General features: G+C 69.4%; 22 protein-coding genes and 1 tRNA gene. 7 read left to right on the forward strand and 16 right to left on the reverse strand.

The annotated features are described in order from the left end of the window. Window positions 1–37 precede the first annotated feature (37 nt). The 5 genes from AB0305_RS17885 to gcvH all read right to left on the reverse strand — a co-directional run bounded on the left by AB0305_RS17885 (window position 38) and on the right by gcvH (window position 3,128). Window positions 38–634, reverse strand: coding sequence for a MerR family transcriptional regulator (locus AB0305_RS17885; RefSeq protein ID WP_290258212.1), 597 nt, complete (start codon window positions 632–634; stop codon window positions 38–40). Window positions 635–894: 260 nt separating this feature from the next. After that, on the reverse strand, window positions 895–1,398 hold the full coding sequence (locus AB0305_RS17890) for a bifunctional nuclease family protein (RefSeq protein WP_364137883.1): 504 nt from the start codon (window positions 1,396–1,398) through the stop codon (window positions 895–897). Beyond that, window positions 1,398–2,114: a MerR family transcriptional regulator gene (locus AB0305_RS17895; protein ID WP_290258215.1), complete on the reverse strand. Its 717-nt coding sequence runs from the start codon at window positions 2,112–2,114 to the stop codon at window positions 1,398–1,400. Before AB0305_RS17895 ends, AB0305_RS17890 begins: the two co-directional genes overlap by 1 nt. A 23-nt stretch (window positions 2,115–2,137) precedes the next feature. Continuing rightward, the gene (locus AB0305_RS17900) at window positions 2,138–2,611 is read right to left on the reverse strand and encodes an FHA domain-containing protein (RefSeq protein ID WP_364137886.1); all 474 of its coding nucleotides are present in this window, start codon (window positions 2,609–2,611) and stop codon (window positions 2,138–2,140) included. Window positions 2,612–2,741: 130 nt separating this feature from the next. After that, window positions 2,742–3,128 (reverse strand): glycine cleavage system protein GcvH, encoded by a 387-nt coding sequence (gene gcvH / locus AB0305_RS17905; RefSeq protein ID WP_290258217.1) that lies wholly within the window; start codon window positions 3,126–3,128, stop codon window positions 2,742–2,744. 205 nt (window positions 3,129–3,333) lie between these two features. Here gcvH and AB0305_RS17910 point away from each other — a divergent pair, with 205 nt between their 5' ends. Beyond that, on the forward strand, window positions 3,334–4,203 hold the full coding sequence (locus tag AB0305_RS17910; protein ID WP_364137888.1) for a DNA-formamidopyrimidine glycosylase family protein: 870 nt from the start codon (window positions 3,334–3,336) through the stop codon (window positions 4,201–4,203). A 94-nt stretch (window positions 4,204–4,297) separates the two neighbouring features. Here the strand turns inward: AB0305_RS17910 and AB0305_RS17915 are convergent. The 10 genes from AB0305_RS17915 to AB0305_RS17960 all read right to left on the reverse strand — a co-directional run bounded on the left by AB0305_RS17915 (window position 4,298) and on the right by AB0305_RS17960 (window position 14,023). After that, window positions 4,298–4,374, reverse strand: a tRNA-Pro gene (locus AB0305_RS17915). Between the two features lie 161 nt (window positions 4,375–4,535). Next, on the reverse strand, window positions 4,536–6,086 hold the full coding sequence (gene der, locus AB0305_RS17920; RefSeq protein ID WP_364137890.1) for a ribosome biogenesis GTPase Der: 1,551 nt from the start codon (window positions 6,084–6,086) through the stop codon (window positions 4,536–4,538). Beyond that, window positions 6,083–6,817, reverse strand: a complete 735-nt coding sequence (locus tag AB0305_RS17925) for a lysophospholipid acyltransferase family protein (protein ID WP_364137966.1) — start codon at window positions 6,815–6,817, stop codon at window positions 6,083–6,085. Before AB0305_RS17925 ends, der begins: the two co-directional genes overlap by 4 nt. 43 nt (window positions 6,818–6,860) lie before the next feature. After that, window positions 6,861–7,592 (reverse strand): (d)CMP kinase, encoded by a 732-nt coding sequence (gene cmk, locus AB0305_RS17930; protein WP_290258221.1) that lies wholly within the window; start codon window positions 7,590–7,592, stop codon window positions 6,861–6,863. Then, window positions 7,592–8,701 carry a prephenate dehydrogenase gene (locus AB0305_RS17935; protein WP_364137892.1) on the reverse strand — a complete coding sequence of 370 codons (1,110 nt, stop codon included), beginning with the start codon at window positions 8,699–8,701 and terminating at the stop codon, window positions 7,592–7,594. The genes cmk and AB0305_RS17935 overlap by 1 nt, the downstream gene beginning before the upstream one ends. 2 nt (window positions 8,702–8,703) lie before the next feature. Then, the gene (locus AB0305_RS17940) at window positions 8,704–9,906 is read right to left on the reverse strand and encodes a pseudouridine synthase (protein ID WP_364137894.1); all 1,203 of its coding nucleotides are present in this window, start codon (window positions 9,904–9,906) and stop codon (window positions 8,704–8,706) included. A gap of 67 nt (window positions 9,907–9,973) precedes the next feature. Further along, window positions 9,974–10,642: an SMC-Scp complex subunit ScpB gene (locus tag AB0305_RS17945; RefSeq protein ID WP_364137896.1), complete on the reverse strand. Its 669-nt coding sequence runs from the start codon at window positions 10,640–10,642 to the stop codon at window positions 9,974–9,976. Further along, window positions 10,639–11,487, reverse strand: coding sequence for a ScpA family protein (locus tag AB0305_RS17950; protein WP_290258225.1), 849 nt, complete (start codon window positions 11,485–11,487; stop codon window positions 10,639–10,641). The genes AB0305_RS17945 and AB0305_RS17950 overlap by 4 nt, the downstream gene beginning before the upstream one ends. Before the next feature lie 5 nt (window positions 11,488–11,492). Further along, on the reverse strand, window positions 11,493–12,392 hold the full coding sequence (locus AB0305_RS17955; RefSeq protein ID WP_364137898.1) for an AAA family ATPase: 900 nt from the start codon (window positions 12,390–12,392) through the stop codon (window positions 11,493–11,495). Between the two features lie 263 nt (window positions 12,393–12,655). Beyond that, window positions 12,656–14,023, reverse strand: a complete 1,368-nt coding sequence (locus tag AB0305_RS17960; protein WP_364137900.1) for a cation:dicarboxylase symporter family transporter — start codon at window positions 14,021–14,023, stop codon at window positions 12,656–12,658. A gap of 134 nt (window positions 14,024–14,157) precedes the next feature. On the opposite strand from AB0305_RS17960, the gene AB0305_RS17965 reads away from it, so the two are divergent. Further along, window positions 14,158–15,939: an ATP-binding protein gene (locus AB0305_RS17965; protein ID WP_364137902.1), complete on the forward strand. Its 1,782-nt coding sequence runs from the start codon at window positions 14,158–14,160 to the stop codon at window positions 15,937–15,939. Next, window positions 15,932–16,651, forward strand: a complete 720-nt coding sequence (locus tag AB0305_RS17970; RefSeq protein ID WP_364137904.1) for a response regulator — start codon at window positions 15,932–15,934, stop codon at window positions 16,649–16,651. The genes AB0305_RS17965 and AB0305_RS17970 overlap by 8 nt, the downstream gene beginning before the upstream one ends. A gap of 40 nt (window positions 16,652–16,691) precedes the next feature. Here the strand turns inward: AB0305_RS17970 and AB0305_RS17975 are convergent, their stop codons facing one another. Continuing rightward, window positions 16,692–18,674, reverse strand: coding sequence for a propionyl-CoA synthetase (locus AB0305_RS17975; RefSeq protein ID WP_364137906.1), 1,983 nt, complete (start codon window positions 18,672–18,674; stop codon window positions 16,692–16,694). Window positions 18,675–18,830: 156 nt separating this feature from the next. Between AB0305_RS17975 and AB0305_RS17980 the strand changes: the two genes are divergently transcribed. The 4 genes from AB0305_RS17980 to AB0305_RS17995 form a co-directional block, all read left to right on the forward strand. Further along, window positions 18,831–19,472, forward strand: a complete 642-nt coding sequence (locus AB0305_RS17980) for a GntR family transcriptional regulator (RefSeq protein WP_364137908.1) — start codon at window positions 18,831–18,833, stop codon at window positions 19,470–19,472. A gap of 25 nt (window positions 19,473–19,497) precedes the next feature. Continuing rightward, on the forward strand, window positions 19,498–21,018 hold the full coding sequence (locus AB0305_RS17985) for an MmgE/PrpD family protein (RefSeq protein WP_364137910.1): 1,521 nt from the start codon (window positions 19,498–19,500) through the stop codon (window positions 21,016–21,018). Further along, window positions 21,018–21,920, forward strand: coding sequence for a methylisocitrate lyase (gene prpB / locus AB0305_RS17990; RefSeq protein WP_364137912.1), 903 nt, complete (start codon window positions 21,018–21,020; stop codon window positions 21,918–21,920). Before AB0305_RS17985 ends, prpB begins: the two co-directional genes overlap by 1 nt. Window positions 21,921–21,980: 60 nt before the next feature. Beyond that, a partial coding sequence (locus AB0305_RS17995; RefSeq protein WP_366173552.1) for a bifunctional 2-methylcitrate synthase/citrate synthase occupies window positions 21,981–23,153 on the forward strand: 1,173 nt, incomplete at its 3' end.

The raw sequence follows: 23,153 nt of genomic DNA on the forward strand, positions 1-23,153 counted from the left end.
CTGGTGGCCCCGCGCTTCTGTGTCTGAAGGGAAAGAATCAGCCGGTCTTGCGGGCCGCCCGGCGCTTGCTCAGTTCGTCGTCGGGAAAGGACTGGTCGGCGGCGTGCTCGCTGGGAAGGGCCGCGAGGCTGCCCTCCACCTCGCGCCAGACCCGGCCGACGGCGATGCCGAAGACGCCCTGGCCGCCCTGGACCAGGTCGATGACCTCGTCGGCAGAGGTGCATTCGTAGACGCTGGCGCCGTCGCTCATCAGGGTGATCTGGGCCAGGTCCTCCACACCGCGTTCACGCAGGTGTTCGACGGCGGTGCGGATCTGCTGCAGGGACACTCCGGTGTCCAGGAGACGCTTGACGACCTTGAGGACCAGGATGTCGCGGAAGCCGTAGAGCCGCTGCGAGCCGGAACCGGCGGCGCCGCGGACGGCGGGTTCCACCAGTCCGGTGCGGGCCCAGTAGTCAAGCTGGCGGTAGGTGATACCGGCGGCCTTGCAGGCGGTCGGTCCGCGGTAGCCGGCATCTTCGTCCAGGACGGGGAGGTCCTCGGTGAAGAGCAGGCCCTGCGCGCCGGTAGCGGGCACGGCAACACCTGCCGTCGAGGCCTGCTTGAGCTCGCCTGCGTCGCCTTTCGGACTCACGTGGATCCTCCTCATTCTGAGCTCCCGCGGGGAATTACAGCCTTAGCGCGCTTTCCTGCCGCCGTCGGGCCGTCCCGGCGCGGGAGTGATCCGCGCCGTTCGGGTCCGGCTGCTCAGTCCAGTGTGACGTGCGCACCTGTTGTCTGCAATGGGAACTTGTATCTCTGACGTTAGGCTGACCGGCCCCTCAGGTCAAAGACGTTGGGGCTATAGCCGGGGCGTGTCGAAAGTTTCGACCTCAACTTGAGACTTCGGCGGGGTCAGCCCGCGAAATCCTCGGGTTCGACGTCGTCCAGGAATTCCCGGAAGCGGCGCATCTCCCCCTCTTCGTCGACGGCGGGACCCGGCTCCGTGTCCTCACCCTCATCATGCTCGGTGATCCGCACGCCGGCCTCATCCATGACGGCGTCGGCGCACCAGATCCGGCACTTGGCGCGCAGCGCCAGGGCGAGGGCGTCGGATGCCCTCGAGCTGACCGTGGTGCCGTCCTCGAACTGCAGCTGGCCGTAGAAGACGTTATCCTCCACGGCGACGATGTTGACGCTGACGATCGTGTGGTCGAGCGCCTCGACGACGTCGATCAGCAGGTCGTGGGTCATCGGCCGCGGCGGGACGACGCCCTGCTGGGCCAGGGCGATGGCGCTGGCCTCGGGGGTGCCGATCCAGATCGGCACGTGCCGTTCGCCATGCATCTCCTTGAGCAGCACGAGCGGCTGGTTGGAGGGCAGTTCGATCCGAACGCCTACGATCTCGACCTCAATCATCAGATGTCCATCCTCGAGATGCGGTCCTGGACCAGAGCCCGGTGCAGCGAGAGGCAGAGGTCGCTGATTTCCCGGGCCGCCTCGGCGGCGCGGGCGTGCGAGGCGGCGTCCTTGCGGGACGTGAGGGTGGCGACGGCGCGTTCCACCAGGCCAAACTCCCGGTCCGCGGCGGCCTGGAAGGGGCGCAGGTGGCGGGGTTCAAGGCCGTGGCTTTCCAGCTGGACGCAGGCCTTGGCCACCTGCAGGGCGTGCTCGTCGAACTGGCCGTTGACGTGGCCGATCAGCCCGTAGCTCAGCAGGGACTCCAACAGCGGGACGCTCGCCCCGGATTCGGTCCGCAGCTGCTCCTCGCTGAGCCGGCGCACCCGGTTGTTCAACTCGGAGGCGAGCTCGTCGGAGACGATCCGCGGCGAGACGGTGACGCCGGGCGGAAGGTTGTCCGGGCGTTCGCCGCGGTCGATCGCGTCGAGGTAATCCTTGATCACCTTCAACGGCAGATACTGGTCGCGCTGGAGCGCCAGCACGAAACGGAGCCGCTCGACGTCGTTCTCCGAGTACTGCCGGTACCCCGCGGGGGTCCGCTGCGGGTTGATGAGTCCCTTTTCCTCAAGGAACCTGATTTTCGACGCGGTCATGGACGGGAAGTCGTCACTGAGTTGCCCCAGGACCTCCCCGATGTTCAAAACCTGGGGTCCGCGCCGTTCGGCTTGTGCCATGGCCACCGGAAAGTACTCCGATATCAGACGTTGCCTGCGGTGCGGACAGGGCTCAGGTAGAAGGTCAGGCGGAACTTGCCGATCTGCACCTCGTTGCCGGACTTGAGTTCCACGGCGTCGACGCGGTCGTTGTTGACATAGGTGCCGTTCAGGCTGCCGGTGTCCACCACTTCGAAGCTGCGGGGGGTGCGGCGGAACTCGACGTGGCGGCGGGACACCGTGACGTCGTCGAGGAAGATGTCGGCGTCGGGGTGCCGGCCGGCGGTGGTGACGTCCGAGTCCAGCAGGAAGCGGGCACCGCTGTTGGGACCGCTGTGCGCGATCAGCAGAGCCGAACCTGCCGGCAGCGATTCGATCGCGGTGCGCTCCTCGGTCGAAACCTTCGGGGCGATCGTCGGCTCGTCGCGGACCGGGGTGAGGTGGATCGAGGTGGTCTCCGAGGCTTTCACTCCACCCGTGCCGTATTCACCGGTGTCGTTCTGTCCGTGCCCAACCATTGAATCCTCCTGATTCGTTGCAGGTTCCCCCCTGCAAACAACGCATGCCGTCCGGAAAAGCCTGGCAGATCCGGTAGTCGGTCCGCCGTCCGGCAGCTGTCTCCAGCGGCAGGGCCGGGCGGCCTTGCCTTTAGCCTACCTGCTGTTCGTACTCCGATGCACTGAGCAGCGACTCGACCGCGTCGGCCTCGGCCAGCTTGATTTCCAGCAGCCAGCCCTCGCCGTAAGGATCGGAGTTAATCAGGGCCGAATCGGTGTCCAGCGCCTCGTTCCGGGCCACCACTTCGCCGCTGACCGGGGCGTAGATGTCGCTGACGCTCTTGGTCGATTCGACCTCGCCGACGACGTCATTGGCGGTGAGCTTGGTGCCCACCTCCGGCATCTGGGCGTAGACCACGTCGCCGAGGGCGTCCTGGGCAAAATCCGTGATGCCCACCCGGACGACGCCGTCGGCGTTGGGGGCGGTGACCCACTCGTGTTCGGCGGTGTAGGAGAGGTCTTCGGGAATGATGCTCATGACGGGCCTTTCGTCGGGTCAAGCACTACTGGTCAAGCACTTCGGGTGAATCCACTGGGGTCAAGCATTGGGTCCAGCGCTGGAGATGCGGCGGCCGGAGGAACGGGCCGCCGCTGAAAGTATAGGCATATCGGCACCGGCCCGGGAGGTCTCTGGCATGATGGGGCCATGGCCGCCCCTGCACCGGAATGGAACGTGTTAGCCCATGCCTGAACTGCCCGAAGTCGCGGCGCTGGCGGACTTCCTCGCCGCCCGTCTGGCCGGCTGCGAGGTCGCCGGCATCCAGGTGGTCTCCTTCGCCGTGCTGAAGACCGCCGATCCCCCGATCAGCGCGCTCGAGGGCCGCACGGTGACGGGCGTCCGGCGGTACGGGAAGTTCGTGGCGGTGGAGGCGGACGGGCTGTTCCTGGTTTTCCATCTCGCCCGCGCCGGCTGGGTCCGGATGACGGAGGCACCCACCGGGGCCGTACTCAAGCGCGGCGGCGGGCACATCGCGGTCCGGCTGTCCCTGACCGGCGGCGCCGGTCCCGTGGACGTGGACCTGACCGAGGCGGGGACCCGCAAGAGCCTGGCCGTGTACCTGGTCCGGGACCCGGCCGAGGTTCCGGGGATCGCGGCGCTGGGGCCGGACCCGCTGGGCAAGGATTTCGACGTCGAATCGCTCGCGGCGATCCTGGCCGCCCACTCCCAGCAGGTCAAGGGAGTGCTGCGCAGCCAAAGCATCATGGCCGGGATCGGCAACGCCTACAGCGACGAGATCCTGCACGCGGCACGGATCTCCCCGTTCGCGATCGCCGCGTCCCTGGACCGCGACGCCGTCGAACGCCTCTACCGGGCGATCCATGAGGTGCTCGGCGCGGCCGTGGCGGAGGCCGCCGGGAAGCCGCCGGCCGAGCTCAAGGACACGAAGCGGACCCACCTGCGGGTGCACGGGCGCGCCCGGGAGGCGTGCCCGGTCTGCGGGGACACCGTCCGGGAGGTCTCCTTCGCGGACACGGCCCTGCAGTACTGCCCCACCTGCCAGACGAAGGGGAAAATCCTCGCGGACAGGCGCACCTCGCGCTTCTTGAAGTAACCGGCCCCCGGAGCAGCCCGCGCCGCGGCGGGTTACCCGGGAAAGCAGAAAACCCCGCCCCTGCCGTTTCCGGCAAGGACGGGGTTTTTTCTGTTGGTCGGGCTGACAGGATTTGAACCTGCGACCCCTTGACCCCCAGTCAAGTGCGCTACCAAGCTGCGCTACAGCCCGCTGGTTCCGTCGTTCTCCGCTCCGTGGCTCCGGAGGGATTTCTCCCTGCCGTATTCACTGAGCAGTCCGGCCGAACCACCTTGAAAAGCTTACACGATTCCGGAGGGTGCCCGTGACATTTCGCCGCCGCCACGGGCACTTTTCCCTCCGATGTGTCCGAATTAACGCTTCTTGCTGCGCTTTTCCCGGACCCGCATGTTGACCTCGATCGGGGTGCCCTCGAAGCCGAAGGTTTCACGCAGGCGGCGGGTGATGAAGCGGCGGTAGCCCGGGTCCAGGAACCCGGTGGTGAAGAGGACGAACTTCGGCGGACGGCTGGAGGCCTGGGTGCCGAAGAGGATGCGGGGCTGCTTGCCGCCGCGGACCGGGTGCGGGTGCGCTGCCACGAGTTCGCCGAGGAAGGCGTTGAGCCGGCCGGTGGGGATGCGCTTGTCCCAGCTTTCCAGCGCCGTGTCCAGGGCGGGAACCAGGCGGTCCTTGTGCCAGCCGGTCTTGGCGGAGATGTTCACCCGGGGGGCCCAGGCCACGTGGGCCAGGTCGCGGTCGATCTCGCGCTCAAGGTAGATCCGGCGTTCGTCGTCCAGCAGGTCCCACTTGTTGAACGCCAGCACCAGCGCCCGGCCGGATTCGATGGCCAGCTGCAGGATGCGGACGTCCTGTTCGCTGAGCACCTCGTCCACGGCGAGGAGCACGACGGCGACCTCGGCCTTTTCGAGCGCGCTCTGGGTGCGCAGGGAAGCGTAGAAGTCGGCGCCTTGGGCCATGTGCTGGCGGCGTCGGATGCCGGCGGTGTCCACGAAGCGCCAGGTGCGGCCGCCGAGCTCGATGAATTCGTCCACCGGGTCGCGGGTGGTGCCGGCGGTGTTGTCCACGACGACGCGCTCGGAGCCGGCCAGCTTGTTCAGCAGCGAGGACTTGCCCACGTTCGGGCGGCCGATCAGCGCGATGCGGCGGGGGCCGCCGCTGCGTTCCAGGCCCTCGATGGTGGAGAACTCGGGCAGGACATCCATCACGTGGTCCAGCAGGTCTGCCACGCCACGGCCGTGCAGGGCGGAGACCGGGTAGGGCTCGCCGAAGCCGAGGCCCCAGAGCGCGGCCGAGTCGGCTTCCTGGGCGAAGTCGTCCACCTTGTTGGCCACCATGATGACCGGCTTCTTGGACTTGCGGAGCATCTTCATGACGCCCTCGTCGGTGGCGGTGGCGCCGACGGCGGAGTCCACCACGAAGAGCACGGCGTCGGCCAGTTCCACGGCCATCTCGGCCTGCTCGGCGACGCGGGCGTGGATGCCGCGGGCGTCGTGCTCCCATCCGCCGGTGTCCACCAGGGTGAAGTTGCGGCCGTTCCAGTGCGCTGAGTACATGACCCGGTCGCGGGTGACGCCGGGGGTGTCCTCGACGACGGCCTCGCGGCGGCCCAGGATGCGGTTGACCAGCGTGGACTTGCCCACGTTCGGGCGGCCGATGATGGCCAGGACCGGGTCCAGCTTCAGCGGGCCGTCGAAATCCTCGTCGTCGAAGTCGCCGCTGAGCAGGGCGGCGTCGTCCTCGTCGAGCTCGTAGTCCTCCAGGCCGGCGCGCAGCGACGCGGCGCGGAGGTCGGCCTCGTCGTCGTCCAGGGCGGCGAGGTTCTCCGCCACCTGGTCCGTGCCGGTGGGCGTGTATTCGTCTTCGCCGGCGCCGAAGTTGCCGGAGGTTTGAGTCGTATCGCTCATTGCACTTTCCTTAGGTGGTGATCTGCCGGCTCTCCGGCTACTGCTGTCTGGCGTTCATGCGGTGGTTCTGATTGCGGTGCTGCTGATCCGGCGCTTGCTGTTTCCGCGTCGGGCAGGCGGTGTCCGCTGGCCTGGATGGTGTCCTGGACGTGCCGCGCCAGCGCAGCACGGATCCCGGTTCCCACCCTGTCCATTGAAGCACGCCCGGTCTCCCCCGGCCTGCGGTCCGCGGTCAACGCCGGGCCGAAGCTGACGTGCAGCCGGCGGCCCGGGCGGGGCACGGTGTTGAGGTGTTCGTCGCCGGTGCGGGTTCCGAGGATGGCGACCGGGATGACGGTGGCCGCCGAGTTCAGCGCCAGCCAGGCCACCCCGTTGTTGATCGCTGCCGCCTGGCCGCTCCCCCGGGTGCCTTCGGGGAGGATGCCCACGCAGGATCCGGCGTCCAGGATGGCCTTGGCGCGCTGCAGCGCCGCCCGGTCCCCGGACCGGTCCACGGGCAGCTGGCCCGCGGCGGTCAGCACCCGGCCCAGGACGCCGCCGAACATCTCCTGCTTGACCAGGATGTGCATCGGCCGCGGGGCGGCACCGAACATCACCGGCCCGTCGAGGTAGCTGATGTGGTTCCCGGCGAAGATCACCGGGCCGGCCTGCGGGACGTTGGCCCGTCCGCTGACGGTGGTCCGGTAGACGAGGTGGTCCAGCGCCCAGCCCACGGGGCGGCTCCAGGCCATGGTTCCGGTGAGGAACAGGCGTCCGGGGACCGCGGCCGCGCGCTCAGTCACGGGTGAAGGGCGCGTGCTCAACGACCCGGCGCACGATCCCGAGGGCCGCGTCGACGGTCTGCTCAAAGTCCAGGTCCGAGGAGTCCAGGGTGACCACGCCGTCGGCGGCCCGGGTGAAGTTCACCACGGTGGAGTCCTTGGCGTCCCGCGCCGTCACCTGGGCGGCGAGCTGCTCGGCGTTCTGGGTGCCGCCCAGCTGCAGGCCGCGGCGGCGCAGCCGGGCCTCCTCGCTGGCGGTCAGCAGCATCCGCACCTCGGCGTTGGGCGCGACGACGGTGGTGATGTCCCGGCCCTCCACCACCATGCGGCGGTGGTGCTTGTCGATCAGTGCGCGCTGGCGGCGGATCAGTTCGGTGCGGGCGCCCAGGTTGGTGGCGACGGCGCTGACCGCGGCGGAGATGGAGGGTTCACGGATGGCGTCGGTGATGTCCACGCCGCCCACGCGCACGTACTCCTCCCCCGCGCTGGTGCTGATGTCCAGGTCCAGGACTTCGGCGGCGTCCTCGACGGCCTGCCCGTCGGCCAGGTCGGTCCCGGCGTCGAGGCAGTACCAGGTCAGGGCCCGGTACATCGCGCCGGTGTCCAGGTAGGCCAGCCGGAGCCGGCGGGCCACCTCCTTGCTGACACTGGACTTGCCCGACCCGGAGGGCCCGTCAATGGCGACGACGAGGCTCTTGCCGGGACGGACCACGTCCGTCGCTACTGCTGCTGTTTCCTGGGTCATTACTGGAGTACCCGCCATCCGCGGTCGTTGAGGGCTTCGATGAGCATTTCGTGTTTGTTGGGCAGGACGGAGATCTCCACCATGCCCACGTTCTGGCCGGACGAGTGGTCCAGGCGCAGGTCTTCGAGGTTGACGCCGATCTCGCCGATCTCGGTGAGCAGCCGGGCGATCTGCCCGGGCGTGTCGTCGACCAGGACGGTGAGCCAGGAGTAGGCCTGCGGCGGCCCGCCGTGCTTGCCCGGGATGCGGGCCTGGCCGGCGTTGCCCTCGCTGATCAGCTGCGCCAGGTCCAGCCGTGCGCCGGGCGCGGTGGGGTTCTCCAGGGTGCCGATGAGGCGGTTCAGGTCCTCCCGGACACCGTGCAGCAGCCCCACCATGGGCCCGGCGTTGGCGCCGAGGATCTGCACCCACAGCGTCGGGTCGCTGGCGGCGATCCGGGTGGTGTCCCGGAGCCCGTTCCCGGCGAGGGAGAGGGCGTGCAGGGGCGTGCCCTGCAGCCGGCTGGCCAGCAGCGAGGACATCACCTGGGGCAGGTGCGAGACCAGCGCCACCGCGTCGTCGTGTTCCTGGGCGTCGAATTCGGCGACGACGGCGCCGAGGTCGCCCGCCAGCGTGCGCGCCGTCGTGAGGGCCTCGGGCCGGGTCTCCGGCGTCGGGCACAGCACCCACGGCATGGAGGTGAAGAGTTCGCCGCGCGCGGCCACCGGCCCGGACTTCTCCCGGCCGGCCATCGGGTGGGTGCCGACGTAGCGGCCCAGGTCGGCCCCGCGGTCGCGGAGCTCGGCCTGGATGCCCGCCTTGACGCTGGCGATGTCCACCACGGTGGCGTCCGGGTAATCCGCCAGGGCGCGGGCGACGACGTCGGCCGTCACGTCCGGCGGGGCCGCCACGACGACGAGCTCCGGGGCCTCCCCCTCGAGCCGCTCCAGCGGCAGGCCGGCGCCGATGTCGACGGCGACGGCCTGGTTGGTCGGCGAGGGGTCGGTCAGGTACACCGGGACGCCGCGGCCGCGCAGGCCCAGCCCGATGCTGGTGCCCAGCAGCCCGGTGCCCACGACGACCACGGGGCCGTTGAGGTGCCCGCGGCCGTGGGTGCGGAAAGCGGACATGCTTACAGCCCCACGGATGCCAGCAGGTGGCCGACTTCCTGCTTGCCGAGGTTGCGGATGCTGCCCTGGCGCTGGTCGCCCAGGCCGATGGGGCCGACCTTGACGCGGACCAGGCGCAGCACGGGGAAACCGACGGCGTCGAAGAGGCGGCGAACGATCCGGTTCTTCCCCGAGTGCAGGACCACCTCGATCAGCACGTGGCCCGGGGTGGAGTCGACCAGCCGGAACGAATCCACCGAGGCCATGCCGTCTTCCAGCTCGACGCCGGCCTTCAGCTGGGCGCCGACGCCCTGCGGGAACGGGCCGCGGACCTGGACCAGATAGGTCTTGGGCACCTCGTAGGAGGGGTGCGTCAGCCGGTTGGCCAGTTCGCCGTCGTTGGTCAGCAGCAGCAGGCCCTCGGTGGCGACGTCCAGCCGGCCCACGTGGAAGAGCCGCTCGCCGTGGTGGTTGCGGACGAAGTCGCTGATGCACGGCCGGCCGTCCGGGTCTTCCATGGTGGAGACAACGCCCTTGGGCTTGTTGAAGACCATGTAGACCATGTTTTCGTCCAGCTGAATGCGCAGGCCGTCGACGTGGATCACGGAGGTGGCGGGGTCCACCCGCATGCCCAGTTCGGTGACGACGTGGCCGTCCACCTCGACCCGGCCCTCGGCGATCATCTCTTCGCAGACGCGACGGGAGGCCACGCCGGCGGAGGCCATGACCTTTTGCAGGCGGACACCGTCGGCATCGTGCAGCTCGGACTGCGGCACGGCGCCGCGCGGGCCGCGCTTGCGGGCGGGCTTGCGGACCGGGCCGAGGTTCTGGCCGAAGCGTTCGCTGCCGAAGGCCTTCGAGCCGGTGGCCTTGGCGGCGCCGGCCCCGATGCGGGCCTTGGGCTTCACGGCGCCGGGGGTGCCCGGCGCCTTGCCGGCGCCGGGCTTGCGGGCTCCGGGCTTCTTCGCCGCGGGCTTGCCGCCGCGCTGTCCCGGCTCCGCCGGACCCGGGTTCAGGTCCGGGTCAATGAAGGCTTCCTCGCGGGGCTTGGGCCGCTTGAAGCCGCGGTCAGCTCCGCCGGAGAAGCCGCCCTTGCCGGCGTCGCGCTGGCCGCGGCCGGCGCCGCCGGCTCCCTGGCTGCGCGGTGTGTTGTGTCCGGCCTTGTTGCCGGCTCCGGTCCGTCCCGAACCGTTACGTGGTGAACCCTGGCGTCCCGCCTGTGTCATGACCCGTCCTTCGTTATGGTGAAATCTGTGCGCAGGCTGCGTGGCTGCCCGCTGGTGTGTGGTGCTGTTACATGCGTCCGGCGTCGTAGTACTCCGCGATGCCCTCGAGTCCGGGAAGGTGCGGGGAGAGCTGGGGCAGTTCCGCCACCGACCCGATCCCCATCCGTTCCAGGAAATACGAGCTGGTGCGGTAGAGGACTGCCCCGGATTCGGGATCATGTCCCGAGTCCTCGATCAGTCCGCGCTGCACGAGCGTCCGCACCACGGAGTCGACGTTGACGCCTCGAATTGCCGAGACCCTGGCCCGGGATACGGGCTGCCGGTAGGCGATCACGGCGAGCGTTTCGAGCGCCGCCTGCGTCAGCCTGGCCGTCTGGCCTTCGAGCACGAATCCGCCAACCACGTCGGCGAATTCGGCCCGGGAATAGATCCGCCAGCCACCGGCGATGTTCCGCAATTCGAAACCCCGGGGGGCTGTGGCCACATCCGGGGAACTTCCAGTATAGCCGTTATACTCCCGCCGCAGGTCCTCGAGCAGGTCCTCGACGACGTCGACGGGCTGGCCGAGGCCCGCGGCGAGCCGCGCCGCCGTCGCCGGTTCGTCGATCACCATCAGCACGGCCTCCAGCGCGGCGCGGACGCCGCCGGGAAGATCCGCGACGTCGGGGGTTCCCGGGTCCGGCTGTCCGGCGGGGGTGCCAGCCGGTCCGGGGCGAGTCTCTGGTCCGGTGGTCATGGCTGGTCCTCGTATTCCTCGCTCAGGGCCGCACTGTTCCATTCGGGGTCGGCGGCCGTCCAGTGCACGGAGAGTTCACCGAGGGGCTGCAGCTGGTCGAAGGAGACCGCCTTGTCGCGGAACATCTCCAGCAGGGCCAGGAAGCGGGCCACCACCACCAGGGTGGATTCGGCGTCGGCGGTCAGGGCCCGGAAGGTCAGCGGCCGGCCCTGCCGCAGGCGCAGCCCGAGGATCTCGGCCTGTTCCCGGACGCTGACGGGGCTGCCGTGCAGGTGCGCCAGGCCCACCTCGGTGGGTGCGGCGGCCTTGGGGGTCAGCGCGGCGCCGGCGAGGGCGGCGAACTGGGCCGGGGTGTGCTTCCAGACCAGGTCCGGCAGCAGCGCGGCGAAGTGTTCCTCGAGGGCCACCTGGCGGGGGTAGCGCTGCGCCTCCTGTTCCAGGGTGGCGCCGAGCAGGCCGGCGACGTGCTTGAAGGCCTTGTACTGCAACAGCCGGGCGAACAACAGGTCCCGGGCTTCCAGGAGCGCCACGTCCTCGGCGTCCTCGACCTCGCCGGCGGGCAGCAGCCGGGCGGCCTTGAGGTCCAGCAGGGTGGCCGCCACCACCAGGAACTCGCTGGCCTCGTCCAGGGCCCAGTCCTCCCCCTGCTCCTGGAGCTTCCGGGTGTACTTGATGAACTCGTCGGTGACGGTGGCCAGCGCCACCTCGGTGATGTCCAGCTGGTGTTTGGAGATCAGGCCCAGGAGCAGGTCGAAGGGGCCGGTGAAGTTGGCCAGCCGGACCTCGAAGCCGGGCTTCTTCGCCGCCGGTGACAGCTCCTCCGGCGCGGTGAGCGTCGCCGTCACGGTGCCTAGGGCGCGCCGCCGCGCGAGATCAGTTCCTTGGCCAGGCGGCGGTAGGCGTCCGCGCCGGCATGGTTCCCGGCGTAGCTGGTGATCGGTTCCGCGGCGACGGTGGCGTCGGCGAACTTGATGGAGCGCTTGATGACGGTTTCGAAGACCTTGTCACCGAAGGCTTCCACCAGCCGGGCGATGACCTCGCGTCCGTGCAGGGTCCGCGCGTCGTACATGGTGGCGAGGACGCCGTCGACCTGCAGGCGGGGGTTGAGCCGGTCCTGGACCTTGTCGATGGTCTCGACCAGCAGCGCCACGGCGCGGAGGGCGAAGAACTCGCAGATCAGCGGGATGATGACGCCGTGTGCGGCGGTGAGGGCGTTGACCGTGAGCAGGCCAAGGGAGGGCTGGCAGTCGATCAGGACGACGTCGTAGTCGTCTTCGACCTTTTTGAGTGCCCGGTCCAGGACCTGTTCGCGGGCCACCTCGTTGACCAGCTGCACCTCGGCGGCGGAGAGGTCGATGTTGGCCGGGAGCAGGTCCACGTTCTCGACGCCGGTCTTCTGGATCGCGTCGCGGATGTCCACCTTGCGGTCCATCAGGACGTTGTAGACCGTCAGGTCCAGCTCGTGCGGGTTGGTGCCGAGGCCGGCGGACAGCGCACCCTGCGGGTCGAAGTCCACCAGCAGGACGCGGCGGCCGTACTCGGCCAGGGCCGCGGCCAGGTTGATGGTGGACGTCGTCTTACCGACGCCGCCCTTCTGGTTCACCATGGCGATGACGCGGGCCGGGCCGTGGGAGGACAGCGGCGCGGGCTCAGGGAACTCACGCAGGGGACGCCCGGTGGGCCCCATGACGGCGTCGTCCAGGTCGAGTCCGGTGCCTTCCAGGGTGGCTGACCCCTGTTCGCTGCTCACGTATCTATCCACACTTTCGATGACGGTGATATTTGCTGCCCGATCCCGCCGCGGTTCATCGGCGGCGATCGTTATTCCTCCCAAGGTTACAGCCCCCGACACGGTATTCGACGGACCTTGACAACCGCCGTTTTGCGCGCCTTGACCTTCTGGTAGAGGTCGAGGGTTGCCGCGGGGAGGCCGGGCCGGGGACGCGAAACCGCCCGGACGCGGCGGGGCGTCCGGGCGGTTTCGCGGTGATGCGTTGCGGGTGCGGCAGCCGGTTAGGCGTTGGCCGGCACCTGCTGGCGGGCGGACTCTGCGGCCGCTTCGCCGGCCGGTTCGCCGGCCACGTGGCCGGCGATCATGGTCTGCTCGTCGAACGGGACGGCGCCGGAGAGGACGCGCTCCACCTGGCCGCCGTCGATCTCCTTGACCCAGGTGCCGATCAGGATGGTGGCGACGGCATTGCCGGTGAAGTTGGTCAGCGCGCGGGCCTCGGACATGAACCGGTCGATGCCGACGATCATGCCGACGCCGCCGAGCAGTTCCGGACGGTGGGCCTGGAGGCCGGCGGCCAGGGTGGCCAGGCCGGCGCCGGTGACACCGGCTGCGCCCTTGGAGGCGATGATCATGAAGATCAGCAGCGAGACCTGGGCGCCCAAGTCCAGCGGGGTGCCCATGGCGTTGGCGACGAAGAGGGAGGCCATGGTCAGGTAGATCGCGGTGCCGTCCAGGTTGAAGGAGTAGCCGGTGGGGACGGTGACGCCGACGACCGGCTTGGACACGCCGAGGTGTTCCATCTTGGCGATCAGGCGGGGCAGGGCGGCCTCGGAGGAGGAGGTGGAGAAGATCAGCAGGTATTCGCGGCCCAGGTACTTCATCAGGCGGAAGATGTTGACGCCGGAGACGACCTGCAGGATGCCGCCGAGGATCACGACGATGAACACGGCGCAGGTGATGTAGAAGGCGACCATCAGGGTGGCCATGCTGATGATGGCCTGGACGCCGGTGGCGCCGACGACGGCGGCGATGGCGCCGAAGGCACCTACCGGGGCGAGCCACATGATCATGATCAGGATGCGGAAGACGAGGGCCTGGCCGTGGCCGATGGCCTTGAGGATCGGGGCGCCCTGGGTGCCCATCTTCTGCAGCGCGAAGCCGACCAGGATGGCGGCGAGGAGGGTCGGCAGGACGGGGATATCGCCGGGGATGATGCCGAGCAGGAAGTCGACGGTGCTGTCCGTGGCAGCCTTCTTGTTCGGATCGTACGGGGCCAGCTTCAGGCCGGTGCCCGGGTGGATCAGGTTGCCGACGACCAGCCCGATGGCCAGGGCGAAGGTGGACATGACGATGAAGTAGCCCAGTGCCAGGCCGCCGACCTTGCCGACGGTGGCCGCCTTGGCGATGGAGCCGATGCCCAGGACGATGGTGCAGAAGATGACCGGGGCGATCATCATCTTGATCAGCTTGATGAACCCGTCGCCGAGGGGCTTGAGGGACTTTCCGACCTCGGGGAACATCAGGCCGACGACGGCGCCGAGGACGACGGCCACGATGACCGCGATGTACAGGTAGTGGGACTTGTCCAGCCCCTTGCGCTTGACCGGCGCCGCGGCCGTTGCCGCTGACTCTCCTCGTTGAGAGGCCATGGTATTTCTCCTTGGATAGGCTGGACGTCGATGCTGTCCGTGGACGCATCCGTCCTTTCTGCGTGTTCCTCCATCATTGGGTACGGAGTGACGCGCATCACCGTTGCGTTCATATTGGTCATGGAGGGTGCACTTTGATCCACCACTGGAGCATCGCCCGGCGCCTGTTCGTGGCCCATCTGCTGTTCATGCTGGCGCTGACCGCCGTCGTCGGGACCGCCACCTATGTGGACGCGCGGGACCACGCGTACCAGGAAGCCGGTCGGCGGATGGCCGGGATCGCCACCGCGGTGGCGGACAACCCGCTGGTCCTGCAGGCCGCCGCGGCGCCGAACCCGTCGGCGCTGCTGCAGCCGTACGCCATGGAGGTGATGCGGGACGCCCAGGCCGACTTCATCACGATCATGGCCCCGGACCGGACCCGCTGGACCCACCCCCGCGACGAGGAGCTGGGCAAACCGTACATCGGGTCAATCGATGCCGCGCTGCAGGGCCGGGTCTTCACCGAGATCATGGCCGGCACCTTGGGCCCCTCGGTGCGCACGATCGCCCCGGTCAAGGACGCCAACGGCACGGTCAAGGCGCTGGTGGCCGCGGGCGTGACCGTGGGAACGGTGGACGTGGCGTTCTCCGGCCGGCTGCCGGCCCTGCTGGTGATCGCGGCGGCGCTGCTGGCCGGGGGCTCGGTGGCGTCCTGGCTGCTGGGCCGGTACCTGCGGCGCGTGACCCGGGGCTGGGGCCCGGAGCAGCTGGCCCAGCTGTTTGCCTACTACGAGTCCGTGCTGCACTCGGTGCGTGAGGGCGTGATCCTGATCGACCCGCGCGGCCGGGTGGTGATGTACAACGACCAGGCGGCGGCGCTGCTGGGCGTGCCGCCGCGGCCCGCGGACGCGGCGGTGGACGCCGACGGCGGTGCCGCCCTGGGCATCACCCGCAGCGCAAACCCCGGCGCAAACCACAGCGCGGACCGGGGCGGTGTCGCCCGGCCGGCCGACGCCCCCACGCTGGCGGAGCTGCCGCTGGCGCCGAGCCTGCGGGAACTGTTCCGGTCCGGGCGGGTGGCCCAGGACGAAATCCACCTCACCGGCGAGCGCGTGCTGGTGGTCAATCAGGGCCCCGCGGTGGGTCCCGCTCCGGGGCCGCTGGCAGCATCGCGGGGGGTACGGCGGCAGCGGGGGTCGTCGCGGCGGCCGGTCTTCGGGACGGTGGCCACCATCCGGGACCGGACCGAGATCGAGTCCCTGGGCAGCGAGCTGGAGACCATGCGGACGCTCTCGGACGCGCTGCGGGCCCAGACGCACGAGCACGCCAACCGGCTGCACACCATCGTCTCGCTGATGGAGCTGGGCCGGGACGCCGAGGCGCTGGACTTCGCCACCAAGGACCTGGAGCTGTCCCAGCGGCTCACCGATGACCTGGTGGGCTCCATCGAGGAGCCGGTACTGGCGGCGCTGGTGATGGGCAAGTCCGCCCAGGCGCACGAACGCGGCGTGGAACTGATCCTCACCACGGCCGGCTCCACCGCCGTGACCGGACTGGCCGTGCAGGACCTGGTGACCATCCTGGGCAACCTGCTGGACAACGCGATCGACGCCGCCGCGGACGCTCCCCCGCCGCGGCTGGTGGAGCTGAGCTTCACCGCCGCACCGGAAGCCCTGGAGATCACCGTGGAGGACAGTGGGCCCGGCATCGACCCGGCGGCGGTGGACGACGTCGTCCGGCACGGCTTCAGCACCAAGGAGCCCGGGCCCTTCGGCCGCGGGCTGGGCCTGGCCCTGGTCCGGCAGGCGGTCCGGCGGCTGGGCGGTACCATGACAATCACCAGCCCGGCCGGGGCGCTGTTCCGGGTCAGCCTGCCGACGGGGCAGGCCGCGGGGAACGCGGCGGCCGGTATTGCAGAGGGACACCATGAATGAGATCCGTGTGCTCGTCGTCGAGGACGAGCCGATCGCGGCCGCCGCGCACGCCGCGTACATCGGCCGGCTGGAGGGCTTCACCCTCGCCGGATCCGCCCCGGACGGGCAGTCGGCCCTGCGCCTGCTGACGGAGCTCAACGCAGCGGGCCAGCCGGTGGAGCTGGTCCTGCTGGATATGAACCTGCCGGACCTGCACGGCCTGGACATCGCCCGCCGGATGCGCACCGCCGGGCTCTTCGCGGACATCATCGCCATCACCGCCGTGCGTGAACTGAACATCGTCCGCAGCGCCGTGGCCACCGGCGTCGTGCAGTACCTGATCAAGCCCTTCACTTTCGCCACTTTCGCGGACAAGCTGCGCAGCTACCGGCAGTTCCGCGAACAGCTGGCCTCCCCCGCTGCCGGCGGACCAGGGACCGGGGCCTCGCAGAGCGACGTGGACCAGGCGTTCGCGAGCCTGCGCGCCCCCTCGGAGCTGCCGCTGCCCAAGGGCCTCTCGTCCTCCACCCTGGAGTCGGTGCAGGAGTTTATGAAGCGCCAGGCCGGGGCCGTGTCCGCCAGCGAGGTGATGGAGGCCCTGGGCATGTCCCGGGTAACCGCCCGCCGCTATCTGGAGTACCTGGCCGACGCCGGGACGGTGGCCCGCACGGCCCGCTACGGCGCGCCGGGCCGGCCGGAGAACGAATACCGCTGGAGCCGGCCGGCGTCCTAGGAACCGCAGTTCAGGACCGCGCTGGTCAGGACCGCGCTGTTCAGGACCGCGCAGCGTCGGGCCGCAGGGTGTCCAGCAGCTGCTCGATTACGCCCGCGTCTTCGATGGTGGAGGGCACCACGTAGTCCTCGCCGTCGGCGATCTGCCGCATGGTCTTGCGGAGGATTTTGCCCGAGCGGGTCTTGGGCAGCGCCTCCACCACGGTGACGTGCTTGAAGTCGGCCACGGCGCCGATGTCGCGCCGGACCAGGGCCACCAGCTCCTTGGCCAGCACCTCCCCGGGGATGTCGACGCCGGACTTGAGGACCACGTAGCCGCTGGGCCGCTGGCCCTTGAGCGGGTCGGCCAGGCCGATCACGGCGCATTCGGCGACCGCGGGGTGCTGGCCGATCACCTGCTCCATCGCCCCGGTGGAGAGCCGGTGGCCGGCCACGTTGATGATGTCGTCGGTGCGGCCCATCACGAAGAGGTAGCCGTCCTCGTCCCGGTAGCCGGAGTCGCCGGTGGCGTAGTAGCCCTCGAACGCCTGCAGGTAGGAGGAGACGTACCGGTCGTCGTTGCGCCAGAGGGTGGCCAGGGTGCCCGGCGGCAGCGGCAGGCCCAGGACGATGTTCCCCTCCGTTCCCGGTTCCACTTCCTCCCCCGCGCCGTCGAGGACCCGCAGGCGGAAGCCCGGCATCGGAACGCTCGGGGACCCGGCCTTGATGGGCAGTTCGGCCATGCCGCGGGGGTTCGCGCAGATGGCCCAGCCGGTCTCGGTCTGCCACCAGTGGTCCACCACCGGCACCTCCAGAACCCGGGTGGCCCAATGGAAGGTGTCCGTGTCCAGTCGCTCCCCCGCGGCGAACAGGGTCCGCAGGCTGGAGATGTCGTAGTTCTTCAGCAGGTCCGCCTCCGGGTCGGCCTTGCGGATGGCCCGCAGCGCCGTCGGGGCCGTGAAGAGGACGTTGACCTTGTGCTCCTGGATCACCCGCCAGAAGGCGCCGGCGTCCGGGGTGCCCACCGGCTTCCCCTCGTACATGACGGTGGTGGCCCCGGCCAGCAGCGGACCGTAGACGATGTAGGAGTGGCCCACCACCCAGCCGACGTCGGAGGCGGTCCACATGACGTCGCCGGGGCCGACGTCGTAGATGTTCTCCAGCGTCCAGCTCAGGGCGACGGCGTGGCCGCCGTTGTCCCGCACCACGCCCTTGGGGGTGCCGGTGGTGCCGGAGGTGTAGAGGATGTACAGCGGGTCCGTGGCCTTGACGTTGACCGGAGCCGCCGGTTCGGCGGCCGCCAGCTCGGTGTCCCAGTCCAGCCAGCCGCCGTGGTTCGCGGCGGTGTCGGCGAAGCCGTCCCGGGCCTTGACCAGCACCGGGGTGTCCGGGGTTCCGGCGAGCTCCAGCGCCTCCGCGACGGCCGGCAGGTACTCGATCCGGCGGGCAGGCTCGATGCCGCCCGAGGCGGTGACGACGGCGGCCGGGCCGGCGTCGCGGATGCGGGCGGCGAGCTCCTTGGGCGCGAAGCCGCCGAAGACCACCGAGTGGACGGCGCCCAGCCGGGCCGTGGCGAGCATGGCGATGGCCGCCTCGGGGATCATCGGCATGTAGATGACCACCCGGTCCCCGCGGCCCACGCCCCGGGCGCGGAGGACGCCCGCGAACCGCGCCACCTGGTCCGTCAGCTCGGCGTAGGTGAAGCTCTTCCGGAGGCCCAGCATGGCGGAGTCATAGATCAGCGCCGTTCGGTCGCCGTGGCCTGCGGCCACGTGCCGGTCCAGGGCATTGAAGCAGGTGTTCAGTTCGCCGTCGGGGAACCAGGCGTACAGCGGGGCGCGGCTCGAATCCAGGGCTCGGGTGGGCGGGACGCCCCAGTCGAGCTTGCGGGCCGCGTCGAGCCAGAAGTCCTCCGGCTGGTCCATGCTGCGCGCATAGCTGCTCCCGTAGCTGGAAGTGTTGCGTTCTTCCGAGCTGCTGGTGTCGGAGCTGCGTTCCGAGGTCTCCGAGTTGCCGGCGTTGTCCATGGCGTTCTCCCGTTCCACGACATTGTGATGCAGACCATGCTAGACGGATGCTCGAAAGCTCACAAGGGTTTTGTATACAAGAGACGGGGGTAATCGGGATTTTCTCCCGAAATGCTTGGATGCGAAGCAGTCTGTGTATACACTGGTGGGGATTCGGTGAGGAAGGAGAGCAACATGCGCGCCAGCGACAGGGCCTATGCGGCACTCCGCGACGACATTATCGAGTGGCGGCTGGCTCCCGGCACGGTTCTCGCCGAGGTGGAGCAGTCCGAGCGCCTGGGCGTCTCCCGGACCCCGCTGCGGGAGGCGCTGAGCCGGCTCACCGCGGAGGGTTTGACGACGACGGCGGGCGGCCGCGGCGTCGTCGTCACCGACATCTCGCTGGAGGACATCGACGAACTCTTCGAGCTCCGCGAAACCCTGGAAGGCAAGGCCGCGGCGCTGGCCGCCGAACGCGGCGATCAGGCCGTCTTCGCCGGGCTGCAGCGCGAGTTGCTGCGGGCGCCGGAGCTGATCAACGGCGCCGACCCCGCCCGGCACGACTACTACGACCTTGTCGGACGGCTCGATGCCGCCGTCGACGCCGCCATTTCCAACGCCTACCTGGCCCAGGCGATGCGCAGCCTGCGCGTGCACCTGGTCCGGGTGCGCCGGCTCGCTGCCGACGACGCCGCACGCCTCACCGCCGCCGCCGCCGAGCACGCGGCGATCGCCGAGGCCATCGCCGCGGGCAACCCCCGGCTGGCCGAGGCCGCCACCACGCTTCACCTGCACCGCAGTCTTTCCCACGTCAAAGCAACCCACGTACCGCACTAGGTACGGACCCCTCAGAAGGAGCACCATGGTCAAGGAACACCACGTCCGCGTCTACAAGAGCGAGGAAAACCTGGCCCGCGAGGACCAGCTGGCCTACAAGATCGCCAAGGTCGCCGCCGACCCGGTGGAGGTCACCGACGAGGTCACCGACATGGTGATCAACCGCATCATCGACAACGCCTCCGTGGCCATCGCCTCGCTGAACCGCGCGCCGATCGTGGCCGCCCGTGCCCAGGCCCTTACCCACGGCCCCAGCACCGGCGGCAAGGGTTCCAAGGTCTTCGGCATCGAGGAGCGCGTCTCCCCCGAATGGGCCGCCTGGGCCAACGGCGTGGCCGTCCGCGAACTCGACTACCACGACACCTTCCTGGCCGCCGAGTACTCCCACCCGGGCGACAACATCCCGCCGATCCTGGCCGTCGCCCAGCACGTCGGCTCCAGCGGCCGCGACCTGATCCGCGGCATCGCCACCGGCTACGAGATCCAGGTCAACCTGGTCAAGGCCATCTGCCTGCACAAGCACAAGATCGACCACGTCGCCCACCTGGGCCCCTCCGCCGCCGCCGGCATCGGCACCCTGCTGGGCCTCGACGTCGAGACCATCTTCCAGTCCGTCGGCCAGGGCCTGCACACCACCACCGCCACCCGGCAGTCCCGCAAGGGTGAGATCTCCACCTGGAAGGCACACGCCCCGGCGTTCGCCGGCAAGATGGCCGTCGAGGCCGCAGACCGCGCCATGCGCGGCCAGACCTCCCCTGTGCCGATCTACGAAGGCGAAGACGGCGTCATCGCCTGGATGCTGGACGGCCCCACCGCGGACTACCTGGTGCCGCTGCCCGAGGAGGGCGAGGCCAAGCGCGCCATCCTGGACACGTACACCAAGGAGCACTCTGCCGAGTACCAGGCGCAGGCCTGGATCGACCTGGCCCGCAAGCTACACGGCGAGCACCCGGAGGTCACGGACCCGGCCAACGTCGAGTCCGTCCTGATCAAGACCAGCCACCACACGCACTACGTGATCGGCTCCGGCGCGAACGACCCGCAGAAGTACAGCCCCACCGCCAGCCGGGAAACCCTGGACCACTCCATTCCGTACATCTTCACCGTCGCCCTGCAGGACGGGACCTGGCACCACGTGGACTCCTACTCCCCCGAGCGTGCGGGCCGGCCGGACACGGTGGAACTCTGGCACAAGGTCACCACGGTGGAGGATCCCGAATGGACCCGCCGGTACCACAGCCTGGACATCGCCGAGAAAGCCTTCGGCGGCTCGGTGGAGATCACGCTCAAGGACGGCACCGTCATTACCGACCAGATCGCTGTCGCCGACGCCCACCCGCTCGGCGCCCGGCCGTTCGCCCGCGAGCAGTACGTGAACAAGTTCCGCACCCTCGCCGCGGGCCTGGTGGCCGAGGAAGAGATCGAGCGCTTCCTCGCCGCAGCCGCCCGCCTGCCCGAGCTCGCCGCCGGTGAGCTGGACCAGCTGAACATCAAGGCCGCCGACGGCGTGATCGACCTGGCGGCCGCACCGAAGGGACTCTTCTAATGCTGTACTCGAAGACCACGCCGGAGCAGAAGCGGATCCGTTTCCGCGAGCTGCTCTCCTCCGGCACCATCGCGCAGTTCCCCGGCGCGTTCAGCCCGCTCTCGGCGCGGCTGATCGAGGAGAAGGGCTTTGCCGGCGTGTACATCTCCGGCGCCGTCCTGGCCAACGACCTGGGCCTGCCGGACATCGGGCTGACCACGCTCACCGAGGTGGCCACCCGGGCCGGGCAGATCGCCCGGATGACGGACCTGCCCTCGATCGTGGACGCGGACACCGGCTTCGGTGAGCCGATGAACGTCGCCCGGACCGTGCAGGAACTCGAGAACGCCGGCCTGGCCGGCCTGCACATCGAGGACCAGTTCAACCCGAAGCGCTGCGGCCACCTCGACGGTAAGAACGTCGTGGACCTGGACACCGCCACCAAGCGGATCCGCGCCGCGGCCGACGCCCGCCGGGACCCGAACTTCCTGATCATGGCCCGCACCGACATCCGCGCCACCGACGGCCTGGAGGCTGCCCAGCAGCGCGCCAAGGCCCTGGTGGAGGCCGGTGCCGACGCGATCTTCCCCGAGGCCATGAAGGATCTCTCCGAGTTCCAGGCCATCCGCGACGCCGTGGACGTGCCGATCCTGGCGAACATGACCGAGTTCGGCAAGAGCGCGCTGTTCACGGTGGACGAGCTGGCCGGCGTCGGCGTCAACATGATCATCTACCCGGTGACCCTGCTTCGTAGTGCCATGGGCGCGGCGGAGCGTACTCTGGAGACGATCAAATCAGACGGCACCCAGGAGGCACAGGTTCCCAACATGCTGACCCGTGCACGGCTGTACGACCTCGTGGACTACGAGGCCTACAACCGCTTCGACACCGGGGTGTTCAATTTCCAGATCCCCGGCATCTGACACCCCACCGGACCGCCGGCCCCGGCCGGACAACAGGCGTTAGGAACAAAGGAGTTCAGCATGGCTGACAACGAGATCAAAAAGGGCCTTGCCGGCGTCGTGGTGGACTACACCGCGGTGTCCAAGGTCAACCCGGAAACCAACTCGCTGCTGTACCGCGGCTACCCCGTCCAGGAGCTGGCCGCCAAGTGCAGCTTCGAGGAGGTGGCCTACCTGCTCTGGAACGGCGAGCTGCCGACCGATGGGCAGCTGGCGGAGTTCACCGCCAAGGAGCGCGCCGGACGTGCACTGGACCCGGTGCTGAAGACCGTCATCGACGCCCTTCCCGTCACGGCGCACCCGATGGATGTCTGCCGGACGGCGGCGTCGGTACTGGGCGCCCGGCACCCGCTGGCGGAGGACTCCTCCCGGGAGGCCAACATGGCCAAGGCCGTGGATCTGTTCGCCGCGATGCCGGCTGTGGTGGCGTATGACCAGCGCCGCCGGCACGGGCAGGAACCAGTGGAGCCCCGCGACGACCTCGGCTACTCGGCCAACTTCCTCTGGATGGCGTTCGGCGAGGAGCCGGTCCAGGAAGTCGTGGAGGCGTTCAACGTCTCGATGATCCTGTACGCGGAGCACTCCTTCAACGCCTCGACCTTCACCGCGCGCGTGATCACCTCGACGCTCTCGGACCTGCACTCGGCCGTGACCGGGGCGATCGGGGCGCTCAAGGGACCGCTGCACGGCGGCGCCAACGAGGCCGTCATGCACACCTTCGACGAGATCGGCATCCGCCAGGAAGAGTCGCTGGAGGAGGCCGCCGCCCGGGCCAAGGCCTGGATGGAGGATGCCCTGGCCAAGAAGAAGAAGGTCATGGGCTTCGGCCACCGCGTTTACAAGCACGGTGACTCGCGCGTCCCGACCATGAAGGCGGCGCTGGACAAGATGATCGCGCACTACGGTCGGCCTGAACTCCTGGGCCTGTACCAGGGCCTCGAGACTGCCATGGACGAGGCCAAGGCCATCAAGCCGAACCTCGACTACCCGGCAGGGCCGACCTACCACCTGATGGGCTTCGACACCCCGACGTTCACTCCCCTGTTCGTCGCCAGCCGGATCACCGGCTGGACGGCGCACATCATGGAGCAGCTCGACTCGATCACCTCACCGAAGGCGTTGTATGCCATGCCAGTGGTGACGGAGCCGGCCTGCTGTTGGCTCTCCGTCACGATGTTGCCGCCACTCACCACA

The sequence above is a fragment of the Arthrobacter sp. NPDC080086 genome (assembly GCF_040702285.1).

Bases quoted from the DNA above. Each gene is read 5' to 3' on its own strand.
- cmk (WP_290258221.1), bottom strand. From the start codon at position 7,592: ATGACCCAGGAAACAGCAGCAGTAGCGACGGACGTGGTCCGTCCCGGC.
- AB0305_RS17940 (WP_364137894.1), bottom strand. From the start codon at position 9,906: ATGACACAGGCGGGACGCCAGGGTTCACCACGTAACGGTTCGGGACGG.
- AB0305_RS17985 (WP_364137910.1), top strand. From the start codon at position 19,498: ATGGTCAAGGAACACCACGTCCGCGTCTACAAGAGCGAGGAAAACCTG.
- AB0305_RS17910 (WP_364137888.1), top strand. From the start codon at position 3,334: ATGCCTGAACTGCCCGAAGTCGCGGCGCTGGCGGACTTCCTCGCCGCC.
- prpB (WP_364137912.1), top strand. From the start codon at position 21,018: ATGCTGTACTCGAAGACCACGCCGGAGCAGAAGCGGATCCGTTTCCGC.
- gcvH (WP_290258217.1), bottom strand. From the start codon at position 3,128: ATGAGCATCATTCCCGAAGACCTCTCCTACACCGCCGAACACGAGTGG.
- AB0305_RS17945 (WP_364137896.1), bottom strand. From the start codon at position 10,642: ATGACCACCGGACCAGAGACTCGCCCCGGACCGGCTGGCACCCCCGCC.
- AB0305_RS17980 (WP_364137908.1), top strand. From the start codon at position 18,831: ATGCGCGCCAGCGACAGGGCCTATGCGGCACTCCGCGACGACATTATC.
- AB0305_RS17900 (WP_364137886.1), bottom strand. From the start codon at position 2,611: ATGGTTGGGCACGGACAGAACGACACCGGTGAATACGGCACGGGTGGA.
- der (WP_364137890.1), bottom strand. From the start codon at position 6,086: ATGAGCGATACGACTCAAACCTCCGGCAACTTCGGCGCCGGCGAAGAC.
- AB0305_RS17935 (WP_364137892.1), bottom strand. From the start codon at position 8,701: ATGTCCGCTTTCCGCACCCACGGCCGCGGGCACCTCAACGGCCCCGTG.
- AB0305_RS17960 (WP_364137900.1), bottom strand. From the start codon at position 14,023: ATGGCCTCTCAACGAGGAGAGTCAGCGGCAACGGCCGCGGCGCCGGTC.
- AB0305_RS17970 (WP_364137904.1), top strand. From the start codon at position 15,932: ATGAATGAGATCCGTGTGCTCGTCGTCGAGGACGAGCCGATCGCGGCC.
- AB0305_RS17895 (WP_290258215.1), bottom strand. From the start codon at position 2,114: ATGGCACAAGCCGAACGGCGCGGACCCCAGGTTTTGAACATCGGGGAG.
- AB0305_RS17925 (WP_364137966.1), bottom strand. From the start codon at position 6,817: ATGGCCTGGAGCCGCCCCGTGGGCTGGGCGCTGGACCACCTCGTCTAC.
- AB0305_RS17890 (WP_364137883.1), bottom strand. From the start codon at position 1,398: ATGATTGAGGTCGAGATCGTAGGCGTTCGGATCGAACTGCCCTCCAAC.